This is a genomic window from Psychrobacter sp. YP14, assembly GCF_003209315.1.
Classification (GTDB): Bacteria; Pseudomonadota; Gammaproteobacteria; order Pseudomonadales; family Moraxellaceae; genus Psychrobacter; species Psychrobacter raelei.
This window is the reverse complement of record NZ_CP029789.1, coordinates 2777345-2789696: the sequence shown is the minus strand read 5'-3', so window position 1 is coordinate 2789696 and position 12352 is coordinate 2777345. Positions and strand designations below refer to the sequence as shown.

Here is a 12352-nt window from a genome sequence, read left to right as displayed (position 1 = left end):
AATACTATGAAAACATTACAAAAAACTTTATTAGCATTGGTTGCTGGTTCATTAATGACTGCTGGCGCACAAGCAGCGATTACTTATGGTAACGGCATGACCGCTCAGCCTTACATCGGTGCTAAAATTGGTCAATACGACCTTGATGATGCAGACGATGAAGCATTATCATATGGCGTTTATGGTGGTGCTAAATTCACACCAAACTTCGGTATTGAAGCTGAATACCTAACCACCAGTGATGAAGACTTTGCTCCTGGTTCTGAATACAGTGCTGACGTATATGGCCTATACGGTACTTACGACTACACTTTCCCAGGCTCACAAATGTACGCTAAAGGCCGTTTAGGCGTTGCTAAAAACAAAGTAGACGTAGATGCTAAAAACGCTGCTGGCCAATTTGCAAGCTATAACGGCAAGCATTCTGACACTGGTATTGCAGGTGGTCTAGGTCTAGGTTACAACATCGCTCCTAATGCAGCAGTAGAGTTGGCTTACGATTGGTATCCAAAAGTTGAAAATGTAGGTAGCAAAGGCGACCTAGATGCTTCTGGTATCACTTTAGGTGCTAACTTCAAGTTCTAATCTAACTTGCTTGAAAATACCTAAATAGTTTGGCCGATCTGGCCAACAAAAAAGCGATCACCTCGGTGGTCGCTTTTTTTATGGCTTATCTTACTCACAGCGACTGTTAATCTTTGCTTATCAAATATAGTAGCTATGAGTGCTTGAAAGTATCTAAAGCTATGTGTTTGAGACTATGTGTTTGAGACTATGTGTTTGGGACTATATGTTTGACATGGCTAAGGCTATGTTTCTAGTGGATAGATTTGGTAGCAAAAGTTAACATCTGCACTACCAAGCATCGACACAGTTTTCGAAATATTTTGTTACTATATAGATATAGATAAAAAGAAGGGATTTAAACAGACACGGTTATAGGTGTTTGATTTAGATTTTAGATATAGGTATTTGATTTAAATGCTTTAACCCTTTCTTTGATCGAAAACAATACTAGGAGAAAATCATGAAAACATTACAAAAAACTCTACTTGCTTTAGCTGCTGGCTCATTAATGACTATGGGTGCACAAGCTGCCGTGAACTATGGCAATGGTATGACTGCACAGCCTTATATCGGTGCAAAAATTGGTCAGTATGATCTAGACAAAGCAGACAACGAAGCCATGTCGTATGGCATCTATGGTGGTGCTAAATTCACCCCAAACTTCGGTGTCGAAGCTGAATATATGACCACTAATGATGAAGACTTCACACGTGGTGCCAATAAGTCTGAATATAGCGCTGATGTGTATGGTCTATATGGTACTTATGACTATACCTTCCCAGGCTCGCAAATGTATGCCAAAGGTCGTTTAGGTGTGGCTAAAAACAAAGTAGACATCGACTCTAAATCATTAGCTTACAATAGATATGATGGTAAAAAATCAGATACAGGTATCGCCGGTGGTCTAGGTCTAGGTTATAACCTTGCTCCTAATGCTGCGGTAGAAGTGGCTTATGACTGGTATCCAAAGGTAGATAACGTGGCTGATAAAGGTAACCTAGATGCTTCAGGTGTTACTTTAGGAGCTAACTTTAAGTTCTAAGGTGATTTAAGTTCTAAGTAGCGACAAAGGCGTTAGTGCTTATCGCTAAAGTCAGTACTTAGCGCTAATAAGACAAGACACCACAAACAAGCGATCGCTGCGGCGGTCGCTTTTTTATGTGTTAAATGTGATGAGATTTTCTATTATCAATTTATCTAATAACTGTTTGTTTTTTATAGAAATGTTTGCTTGCAATTGGTAACAATGAAGGCCCCAAAGCACTACAATCATTTCGAAATATTTTGTTACTATTTAATCATAGCGAAAGGGATAGGCCGTTAAGCCATCAATGAAGCCATCAATGACAAATCATGGCTTTAGAGGGCTCATCCCAATCACAGAAATGATAACCTCAAAGGAGAAGACCATGAAAACTTTACAAAAAACTCTACTTGCTTTAGCTGCTGGCTCATTAATGACTGTGGGTGCACAAGCTGCCGTGAACTATGGCAATGGTATGACTGCACAGCCTTATATCGGTGCCAAAGTTGGCCAGTTTGATTTAGATGATGCCAAAGACAAAGCATTTTCATACGGTGTATATACTGGTGTGAAATCTAACCAAGGTATTGGGGTTGAAGCTGAGTACCTCACCACCGAAAAAAATGATTTAATTAAAACAGATACTGACCGTAAAGAATATAAAGCAGAAAACTATGGTCTATATGCCACTTATGACCATGCTTTCCCAAATACAGAGTTATACGCCAAAGGCCGTGTTGGTGTTGCAAAAAACAAAATCAAAGTAGAAGACAAACTGGTTGGCGGCAAGACCTCAAGCTCTGATGTGGGTATTGGTGGTGGTCTAGGCTTTGGTTATAACCTAGCACCGAATGCTGCCGTTGAGTTGGCTTATGAATGGTATCCAAAAGTAGATAAAGTAGCTGGCCTAGGTGATCTAAGATCTGAAGGGGTTACTTTAGGTGCTAACTTTAAGTTCTAATCACGCCGAATGCCATTACACTGTCTAGCAAATTTAAATCAATGACGCAGACAACTAAAAAAACGATCGCTCCGGCGGTCGTTTTTTTTGTGCAAATGGCAGTTGGCAAATTAAGACTGACGGCCACAAAACCTGAAAACATCCGCGCTACTAACCGCCGCTAAAAGTGATAGTATAAGGGGCGTGCTAATAATTAATAATAAACATAATATTTAAATTAAGGATACGGTTATGTGGCAGATAGAGCCTTGGCATTGGTTGGTTCTTGGTGGGATATTAATTATCTTAGAGATGTTTCTAACCACATTTGCAGCCTTATGGTTTGGGGTAGCAGCCCTTATTGTTGCCTTGGTAAGCTGGCTTTTTCCGGTACCTGTAGTGATTCAGATTGTATTGTGGTTAATACTGTCTGTGCTGATGGTATTTATTTGGTTTAAATATATCAAGCCTTTATCGGTCGATCGTACCAAAGCCGGTCTGGGTGGCAGCATTATCATCGGTGAAAAAGGGATGATTATTAGAGCGCCCTCTGACAACCAAACCGGTACGGTGCGCTTTAGTGTACCTATCGTGGGCGCTGCTGAATGGCAATGTCGCAGCCGTGATGAACCGCTAGAGGTGGGTCAACGCGTGGTTGTGGTGGATATTATGGGTAATGAGCTGGTTGTGGCGCCTCTACCTGGCTCGGTACCTATAGCACATTAACGGTAACGGCGCTGACAGAGCATCAGCAAAGCGCTATTTGCCCCATTTATTGTTAATCTAACTATTATTAACCTAACATTAGTCTAGATCAGCCATGGTCGTTATCAGTGATAAATAATAAAAATCAATAGTTATAAATATAAACAGCAGGAGTGTGGCATATGAACAGTTTGAGTATCGTGATGATTGTCTTGGTGGCCTTGGTGGTGTTTACCATCTTTAAAGGCGTCAGAATTGTGCCGCAAGGGTATAAGTGGATTGTGCAGCGCCTAGGTAAGTATCATCAAACCTTAGAGCCGGGTTTAAACTTAATTATTCCTTATGTGGATGATGTGGCTTATAAGCTCACCACCAAAGACATCGTGTTAGACATCCCTTCACAAGAGGTGATTACCCGCGATAACGTGGTAATTATTGCCAACGCCGTGGCTTATATCAGCATCGTACAGCCCGAAAAAGCGGTCTATGGTATTGAAGATTATGAGCATGGTATCCGTAACTTAGTACAAACCTCACTGCGCTCTATCATAGGTGAGATGGATTTAGACAGTGCCTTATCAAGCCGTGATCAGATTAAAGCCTTGCTTAAGCATGCCATCTCAGAGGATATCGCCGATTGGGGTATTACTCTAAAAACAGTTGAAATTCAAGATATTAACCCATCAGACACGATGCAAACCGCTATGGAAGAGCAGGCTGCCGCAGAGCGTCAACGCCGTGCTACCGTAACGCGTGCCGATGGTCAAAAACAAGCGGCTATCTTAGAGGCTGATGGCCGTCTTGAAGCCTCACGCCGTGATGCAGAAGCTCAAGTGGTACTGGCCAAAGGGTCAGAGGAATCTATTCGCTTAATCAGTCAAGCGATGGGCAAAGAGGAGATGCCTGTGGTGTATCTATTGGGTGAGCAGTATATCAAGGCCATGCGTGAGCTGGCCGAGTCGGACAATGCCAAAACGGTGGTATTGCCTGCCGATATCTTAAGTACTGTAAAAGGCATGGTGGGCAATAAGTTTCAACCTTAAGGTGCGGCTTTATTGTACCCATTAAGCCTAAGCTCCGATACGCTTGCGCTTAGCACAACCCATTTACTTGCCAGTTACTTGACGCGAGCTGTGTATGTGCGGCAAAAGTAATAAGCGGTGTCTAAGCGGCAAGGGGGCTGTGTTGTGTCTTGCCAAGTTGCCTAATCCTCCTATATTTATATTAAGCTAAAAGCATACTAAGCTAAAAGAAGGTGAGCTATGTCAAATACTGACTTACATCCCATCACTCAAGGTACACCATTGCCTTATGATATCTTGGATACCGTTCATGACAATGCCGCTTATCCGGGCACCCCACTTGAGATTCGTGGTGGCGGATTTGGGTCGGATGCGGCCGCTCATCCCACCAATGCCAATCAGTTTTACGCCTTGACAGACCGAGGTCCCAATTCAGACTTTAAAGGCAGTCTGGGCGAGGGCAAGCAGTTTTTGGTGCCAAGCTATAGCCCAAAAATCGGCTTATTTCAGGTCGAACCTGAGGGTCAGATTATCAAAGTTAAAGAGATTGTATTAAAAGATAAAGCAGGGCAGCCCATAAGTGGACTGCCTAACCCTAAGGCTTTTGGTGGTACCAATGAGATACCTTATGATGTTCATGGTGAGCCGATGACGAAGGACCCTAGTAGGCCTTATGATCCTCAGAGCAATCCAGTAAAAACCGATCTTAACGGTTTGGATCCCGAAGGGCTGGCGGCATTGAATGATGGCAGCTTTTGGATAAGCGATGAGTATGGTCCGCATTTGGTACATTATGATGCACAGGGGGTTGAGATTGAGCGGATTAATCCGTTTGGTGCAGATAACCGCAATACTGTTATGGCTGGAGATACACCCTTGTTATTACCGGCAGAGTTGGCCAAGCGTCGCACCAACCGTGGTATGGAGTCATTGACCATTACCCCAGACCAAAGCACGCTGGTGGGGCTTATGGAGTCCTCAATGGACAACCCCGATAAGCAGGGCAGGCAATCTGCGTTGACCCGACTATTAACGATAAATCTAGTAACAGGGCAGCTTGCGCAATACCTGTATCGACTGGATGCGGTCAATCATGTTAACTCAGCACTTGCCGCTATTAATGAGCAGCAATTTTATGTCGCTGAGCATGATCGTCAGTTTCCTTGGCAACAGCCGACTGCCAAAAAGCTGATTTACAAAATTGACTTAGCCTGTGCCACCAACATCAATGACTTTGAGCATTTAACTGATATGGCAGCAAAGTCAGACTTGGCTGTCACACTGACTCAAGATGAGCAGCTTGGACTGTTAATTGATGGCTTAACCCTTGAGCAACTGATTGCAGAAGATGAGGCTAATTGGCAGCTACTGGAGAAGCTGGGTATTTATCCGGTCAAAAAAACATTGGCAGTAGATGTGCTCAAAGCCATTGATTATCCGCATGACAAGCTTGAGGGCATTTGGCTGCGTCAAGATGGTTCTTTGGGGCTATTAAATGACGATGACTTTGCCATCAATGATTCAGACAAAGGGATTGAGCATAAGTATCTTGATGCCGAGAAGAGGGTAATAGATGCTAACCGGCTGTACGTGGTCACCCCAAGCGTATGACCGGATAGTATTAGATGAGCTGATTTTTACACAGCTGTGACTTCATATAACATATTACTTATTTTTTGAATAGGTATCACCAAATAGAATGGTTAACTGATAAAATGAATCGCTTACTAAAATAAGCGGCTTAAAAGGAGGGGCGGTCATTAAAAGGAATTTTAAACCATAAGCCGTGCCCCATGACCCTCTTTAACTTAAGTGATAACAATCAAACCTAACTAAAATTAGAGAGTATGCTATGTCACAGCCCATCTATACCATTGCTGATTATCTATTTGACCGAGTAGCTGAAGCGGGTGCCACCGAAATCTTCGGGGTGCCAGGCGATTACAACTTAGCCTTTTTAGACAATATTATTGCTTCAAATAAACTGCGCTGGGTAGGCAATACCAATGAATTAAACGCCGGTTATGCTGCTGATGGCTATGCGCGCGAACGCCGATTTTCGGCCATGGTCACCACCTTTGGGGTAGGTGAGCTGTCTGCTATTAATGCCACTGCTGGCTCATACGCCGAGTATGTGCCGGTGCTGCATATTGTGGGCGCACCCAATACTCAGTTAAGAGATGGCAAGCGCCGCCTACATCACAGCTTAGGTGATGGGGTGTTTAACCACTTTATTAAAATGGTGGAGCCTGTCAGCGTGGCCCGAGCTGAGATTACGGCCGAAAACGCCGCCTCCGAGATTGATAGGGTAATTCGCATGGTACTAAAAAAGCAGCGCCCTGGTTATTTATTACTGTCACCTGATGTGGCCAAGCTGCCTATTTATCGTCCCACCACTCAGCTAAAAGACAGTGAAGAGGACATCACCAGTCAAGAGGCTTTGGCTGACTTCAAAAAAGAGCTGAGCTGCTATATCGAAGGCAAAGCCACCACCTTAATTGCAGACTTAATGGTACACCGCCTGGGCCTACAATCTCAGCTAAAAGCACTGATAGCCGACACTCAAATCCCCTATGCCACTTTATCTTGGGGTAAGACCTTACTCGATGAGCACAGTGATCGTTGGGCGGGGGTTTATGTGGGTGAGCCCTCGCAGCCTACAGTAAAAGATGCCATTGAAAATGCGGAGTGTTTGATTAAATTGGGTGTTAATTATACCGACACCACCACCTCCGGCTTTACTCAAAAGATTGATACCTCAAAAGTGGTCGATATTCATCAAGAGCGTGCCACAGTAGCCGATAAGACCTTTGCTCCCATCGCCATGAAGGATGCGCTACAAGCACTGCATGAGGTATTAACATCAGGCATTGAGGTGGTCGCCAAGCCACTTATTGCGCCAGTTGATGTGCATCAGCAGCAAGGCGGTGATGATGAGCCACTACTGCAAAAAGACTTATGGCATATTGTGGCCGACTGTTTGGATGGCAATAACTTGGTGTTTGCTGAGCAAGGTACCGCCTATTTTGGCATGAGCGAAGTGCGTCTGCCTGAAGGGGTAACCTTCTATGGTCAGCCGCTGTGGGGCTCTATCGGCTATACATTACCTGCCAGCTTGGGGGCCGGTATAGCATCACCTAACAAGCGTAGTGTGCTGCTTATCGGCGATGGCTCAGCGCTATTGACCATTCAAGATTTGGCGGTCATGATTCGTGAGCAGCTAAACCCAGTTATTTTATTAATCAATAATGCAGGCTACACCGTAGAGCGTGCCATTCACGGCGAAGAGGAGCTTTATAATGACATTCCTGTGTGTGATTGGCAGGTGATGCCTCAAGCTTTTGGTGCCAATCAACACAACTGCTTAACCCTAAAAGCTGCGACCCCAGCTGAGCTAAAATCAGCGCTGTCTCAAGCGGACAAAGCCAAAGATAAGATGGTATTTATTGAAGTAATTACCGGCATGATGGACATACCGCCGTTATTACAAGATGTGGCGGCATCTTTAAAATAAAACCACCGCTTTAACCAAAAAAACCGATACCATCTAACGTGGTGTCGGTTTTTTTAGGTCAATAACAGGGGGTTATATTGGCCGCTTTATTTAGGAGTTTTGGTGCAATGACGACTCTTTTAGAGCACTAAATCACTTTAGAGAAGCGGTTTTTTTCTTTACTTGCCAAATAGCTATCAAATACCATGGCCACGTTGCGGGCAAGCAGGCGTCCCTTTGGCAAAATACGGATACCGGCAGCATCCATATCTATAAGTCGGTCTTGCTGCATCTCACCGAGCTGCTGAATTTCATCAATAAAAAATGTGATGGCATCTATCCCAAATTTTTGATTTAAGTCTTTAAAATCAATGTAATCATGGCACAACAGATTGGAAATCACATAACCACGCAGACGGTCTTGTATGCTGGTTTTGATATGGCGTACCGCCGGCAGTTTGCCGGCATCTACCATGGCCTCATACGCTTTTAAATCTGTGTGGTTTTGTAGAATATGAGTAGAGGTATTGCCTTTATTGGCATACAAGGTGCTGTTAATTTGACTGATAGAGGAGACACCAAAGCCCAATAAGTCGCAGTCACCTAAGATGGTATAGCCTTGGAAGTTGCGGTGCAAAATACCATCACGCTGAGCGATGGCCATGCTGTCATCAGGCTTCGCAAAGTGATCGATACCGATGTACTGGTAGCCAGCTGTATTCAACGCGGCTATGGTATTACTGAACATCTCAAGCTTCTCGGCTGGTGTCGGTAAATCCTCCTCTTTAATCTGACGCTGCGACTTAAAGCGATCGGGCAGGTGCGCATAGTTAAAGATGGACAATCTATCAGGCGAGATATCAATAATGGTCTGTACCGTCTTAGCGAACGTCTGCGGCGTTTGATGCGGCAGCCCATAGATTAAGTCAATATTGGTCGACTGAAAGCCTAAGCGGCGGGTCTCTTGCATCACACTACGGATAAGCGCTTCAGATTGCACTCGGTTCACCGCAATTTGAACCTTGTCATCCAAGTCCTGCACCCCGAAGCTGACTCGGTTAAAGCCCAAACTACGTAACACGCTCAACGTGGTATCTCTAATCTCTCGAGGGTCAATCTCTACAGAATAGTCTCCCATTTCTGGGTGCTCATCGCTCACTTGCTCAACTGAGGTGGGCGCAAATTCAAACTGGGTCTGCAAAAACTGCCAAAGCTCAGTCAGTTCCTCATCACTAAAGAAAGTCGGTGTACCCCCACCCAAATGCAGCTGCTTGACATAAGGCTTACCACCTGAGTCAGGACGTTGTAATAAGGCACGCTTTTGTTTTACTTCATTTTTTAGATATGCTAGGTAGTCACCGGCATCGCTGTTCTTTTTGGTGATGATCTTATTGCAAGCACAGTAGTAGCAAAGATGGCGACAAAAGGGAATGTGAAAATAAAGCGATAGGGGCGCATTGGGGTCGCGGCGGGTCAAAACCTCTAATTCAACGCCGGCCTCAATGGGCTTAAACTCAAGCGCAGTAGGGTATGAGGTATAGCGTGGCCCTGAACGATTATATTTATGAATTAACGCCTGATCATATTCTAACTGCGGCATCTCAGAGGTCGCTGCATCAAACTGTTTTTTGGCATAAGGATTGCTAGGAGAAAAATCCGGACGCTCAGTAGATGGGGGAAGACTGGCTTGGTCTGTAAAAATGGCAGAATGAATCATAAGATTGGCCTTATCGGAGAGCCGATAAACAGGAGCTATGAGGAGAGGGTTAAAATCGAATCAATTATAACAAATTATACTAAGGTAGCTGTAATCTGCCCGGTTTTCTATACCTCTATCGTGTAGGGGGGCTTAGTCAATAGCCAGGTAATAGCAATATAGGAATAGGAGCGACAAGTTATGAGCACTTTTAAGCATAAATAAGGCAAGACCAAGAGCCTAAGGCTGTTAAGGTTGAATTTTTAGAGCGCCTGCTTGTTTTTTAGGCCACCTAACGTCACCAAAGTGACCCCGAGGGCAATAAGTCCTGCACCCCATAGCAGTCCCTCAGGCGGCGCTTCTGCTTGAAAAAATATGGCAATAGGAACCGCAAACAGTGCAGCGGTTGAACCCAGCAAGCTTAGCAGCACCGGCCCGCCGGCTTTTTGTAATAAAAACAGCACTTGAAACTGTCCGGCAAAAACAAAGGACTGCAGTACAATTAGCCCCATTGATACTATCAAAGCCAGTGGATCCTCGCGAGGTAAAGTGAGTGAAAAGTGGGGCAATAACCCCAGCATACCCAATTGTATCGCTGCTGCTATTAGCATCCCAGGCGCAAGGGCACTGGGTGAGGCGCCTGTGGGCCAGCGCAAGGTGCGATACAAATTACCTATGGCAAGCAGCACTGGGCCACACAAGGCCACGATAATCCAAAACACACTGGCATTAGGCGCACCAAGCTTATTAGCAGCCAGTACCCCAGCACCGCTTAATGCTGCGGCTACCCCTGCAGCCCGCATTGGACTAAAGCGCTCCATCTTTAACAAGAGTGCGCCCAAATAAGTCAGTAAAGGCGGCAGTGAGATGATGAGCGCCACAAAACTTGCCCCTACTTGGGGAATGGCTGAGAAAAATATCAAGTTAGAGCCGGCAACACTGACTAAGGCAGCCACAGCATAATACTCAAGACTACGCCGAGTTAAAGGGGGCGGCTGACGGCGCAGCAAAGAGATAACCAATAAGATAAAAGCGGCCCCACTAATGGACCAAAATACAAACGCCAGCGGAGTGAGCCCTACTGTACCAGCGTATTTGGCCAGATTAGTAGATAAGCCAAGCAGAGCGCCGCCAGCAATCAAGCAACCAATAGCCACTTTAATATTCTTGTTCACTGCCGCCTGCTCCTAAACTTACCTTGAGGATCTAAGCCCTTATTCTAACACCATTACTGTCGTTGATAGGATGCGGCTAAGGCCGACATAAATTAATGTGTTTGCAGCTTTGCTAACTGTTAATAAATAATTTATTATGAATGAAACAAATTTAATAATTATTATTTATATAAGGCTTATCATGTCTTTTGCTCAAGTCCATACCCGCTCGGTCGTCGGGCTACATGCCCCTAAAGTTAGGGTTGAGGTACATTTATCGCAAGGCTTGCCTGCGCTCACCATAGTGGGGCTTCCTGAAGCGGCAGTGCGTGAGAGTAAAGATAGGGTCCGCTCGGCATTGATTAACTCGGATTTTCAATTTCCCAATCGGCGATTGACCATCAACTTGGCCCCTGCGGACTTGCCCAAAGAAGGGGCACGATTGGATTTGCCCATTGCTATGGGTATCTTAGCGGCCAGTGGTCAGCTTGAGCCTGAGTGGTTAGAGTCTTATGAGTTTATTGGTGAGCTGGCATTAAGTGGAGAGCTGCGCGAAATATCAGGTGCGCTTGCAGTAGCACGAGCCATAAAAAGCGAAGCCATGGCGGCAAAATCAGATGATAGGGCGCGCAAGCTGATGGTTCCGGCAGGTAATGCCATTGAAGCAAGCCGGATAAGTGGTATGCAGGTTTATGCCGTCAAGAGCTTAAAACAAGTGTGCGAGCATTTGCAGGCAGAAAACAATCCGTTAGGCGCCCACCCAGCAAGCAGCGAACAGGGGTTACTGACAGCCGTAGTGTCGCAAGAGGCTAAGCAGAAAGTGGCTTATAAGGTGGATTTGGCTGATGTAAAAGGTCAACATCATGCCAGACGGGCACTGGAGATTGCAGCTGCTGGCGGTCATTCATTGTTATTTAGTGGCCCTCCTGGCTCAGGTAAGACCTTGATGGCAGCTCGATTGCCGACCATATTGCCAGACTTAAGTGAAGAAGAAGCGCTGGAGGTCGCCAGCACTTATTCTGTGGCCAATACTGAGTATCATTATGGCACTCGCCCCTTTCGCGAAATTCACCATACTATTTCGGCGGTGGCCTTGGTCGGGGGCGGCTCACGCCCTAAGCCTGGCGAGATTACACTGGCCAATAAAGGCGTTTTATTCTTAGATGAGATGCCAGAGTTTGATCGAAAAGTGTTAGAGGTATTGCGTCAGCCCTTAGAATCAAAGCAAATCATCATTAGCCGGGCCAATCAACAAGCAACTTTTCCGGCTAATTTTCAATTGGTAGCGGCGATGAACCCTTGTCCTTGTGGTTATCATGGTGACCCTTCTAATCGTTGCCATTGTCGACCTGAACAAATTCAGCGTTATCAGGATAAAATTTCTGGTCCTCTACTAGATAGAATAGATTTGCAGGTTAGTGTACCCGCTTTACCGATTAGTGACCTTCAGAATAGTCAGCCAGGTGAGGCCTCACAGACGGTTCGAACACGGGTAACTCGTGCTTATAAACGTCAACAGGAGCGGCAAAACAAACCCAATTGTGAGTTAACCCCAAGCGAAATGGACGAGCATATTACGTTGGGTGACAGTGAAAAACAGCTGTTAGCGATGGCACAAAGCAAACTGAATTTATCCGCCCGTGGCTACCACCGATTATTGCGAGTGGCACGAACCATAGCAGATTTGGCAAACAGTACAGATATAAAAACGCCTCATTTAAGTGAGGCGCTTAGCTATCGTGGCGGCTAGA

Annotated in this window: 10 protein-coding genes; 8 read left to right on the top strand and 2 right to left on the bottom strand. The window is 45.2% G+C overall.

What is annotated here, in order from left to right:
• Positions 1-6 precede the first annotated feature (6 nt).
• From DLE54_RS11500 to DLE54_RS11470, 7 genes are all read left to right on the top strand, one after another.
• The gene (locus DLE54_RS11500; RefSeq protein ID WP_110817231.1) at positions 7-585 is read left to right on the top strand and encodes an outer membrane beta-barrel protein; all 579 of its coding nucleotides are present in this window, start codon (positions 7-9) and stop codon (positions 583-585) included.
• 442 nt (positions 586-1027) lie between these two features.
• On the top strand, positions 1028-1609 hold the full coding sequence (locus DLE54_RS11495; protein ID WP_011961578.1) for a porin family protein: 582 nt from the start codon (positions 1028-1030) through the stop codon (positions 1607-1609).
• A gap of 367 nt (positions 1610-1976) precedes the next feature.
• The gene (locus DLE54_RS11490) at positions 1977-2552 is read left to right on the top strand and encodes an outer membrane beta-barrel protein (protein ID WP_110817230.1); all 576 of its coding nucleotides are present in this window, start codon (positions 1977-1979) and stop codon (positions 2550-2552) included.
• Between the two features lie 231 nt (positions 2553-2783).
• On the top strand, positions 2784-3257 hold the full coding sequence (locus DLE54_RS11485; RefSeq protein WP_110817229.1) for an NfeD family protein: 474 nt from the start codon (positions 2784-2786) through the stop codon (positions 3255-3257).
• A gap of 161 nt (positions 3258-3418) precedes the next feature.
• Positions 3419-4279, top strand: a complete 861-nt coding sequence (locus tag DLE54_RS11480; RefSeq protein ID WP_011961575.1) for an SPFH domain-containing protein — start codon at positions 3419-3421, stop codon at positions 4277-4279.
• Positions 4280-4498: 219 nt separating this feature from the next.
• On the top strand, positions 4499-5869 hold the full coding sequence (locus DLE54_RS11475; protein ID WP_110817228.1) for an esterase-like activity of phytase family protein: 1371 nt from the start codon (positions 4499-4501) through the stop codon (positions 5867-5869).
• Between the two features lie 241 nt (positions 5870-6110).
• On the top strand, positions 6111-7772 hold the full coding sequence (locus DLE54_RS11470) for an alpha-keto acid decarboxylase family protein (RefSeq protein WP_110817227.1): 1662 nt from the start codon (positions 6111-6113) through the stop codon (positions 7770-7772).
• A 127-nt stretch (positions 7773-7899) separates the two neighbouring features.
• Here DLE54_RS11470 and hemN read toward each other — a convergent pair whose 3' ends face one another.
• Positions 7900-9468 (bottom strand): oxygen-independent coproporphyrinogen III oxidase, encoded by a 1569-nt coding sequence (hemN, locus tag DLE54_RS11465; RefSeq protein ID WP_110817226.1) that lies wholly within the window; start codon positions 9466-9468, stop codon positions 7900-7902.
• Positions 9469-9710: 242 nt separating this feature from the next.
• Entirely contained in the window at positions 9711-10622 is a 912-nt protein-coding gene (locus DLE54_RS11460; RefSeq protein ID WP_110817225.1) for a DMT family transporter, read from the bottom strand.
• Positions 10623-10803: 181 nt separating this feature from the next.
• Between DLE54_RS11460 and DLE54_RS11455 the strand changes: the two genes are divergently transcribed.
• Positions 10804-12351, top strand: coding sequence for a YifB family Mg chelatase-like AAA ATPase (locus DLE54_RS11455; protein WP_110817224.1), 1548 nt, complete (start codon positions 10804-10806; stop codon positions 12349-12351).
• Position 12352: the final 1 nt, after the last annotated feature.

What these genes read in the sequence shown, in the direction of transcription:
- DLE54_RS11500 (WP_110817231.1), top strand. Translation starts at nt 7, where the DNA reads ATGAAAACATTACAAAAAACTTTATTAGCATTGGTTGCTGGTTCATTA.
- DLE54_RS11495 (WP_011961578.1), top strand. Translation starts at nt 1,028, where the DNA reads ATGAAAACATTACAAAAAACTCTACTTGCTTTAGCTGCTGGCTCATTA.
- DLE54_RS11490 (WP_110817230.1), top strand. Translation starts at nt 1,977, where the DNA reads ATGAAAACTTTACAAAAAACTCTACTTGCTTTAGCTGCTGGCTCATTA.
- DLE54_RS11485 (WP_110817229.1), top strand. Translation starts at nt 2,784, where the DNA reads ATGTGGCAGATAGAGCCTTGGCATTGGTTGGTTCTTGGTGGGATATTA.
- DLE54_RS11480 (WP_011961575.1), top strand. Translation starts at nt 3,419, where the DNA reads ATGAACAGTTTGAGTATCGTGATGATTGTCTTGGTGGCCTTGGTGGTG.
- DLE54_RS11475 (WP_110817228.1), top strand. Translation starts at nt 4,499, where the DNA reads ATGTCAAATACTGACTTACATCCCATCACTCAAGGTACACCATTGCCT.
- DLE54_RS11470 (WP_110817227.1), top strand. Translation starts at nt 6,111, where the DNA reads ATGTCACAGCCCATCTATACCATTGCTGATTATCTATTTGACCGAGTA.
- hemN (WP_110817226.1), bottom strand. Translation starts at nt 9,468, where the DNA reads ATGATTCATTCTGCCATTTTTACAGACCAAGCCAGTCTTCCCCCATCT.
- DLE54_RS11455 (WP_110817224.1), top strand. Translation starts at nt 10,804, where the DNA reads ATGTCTTTTGCTCAAGTCCATACCCGCTCGGTCGTCGGGCTACATGCC.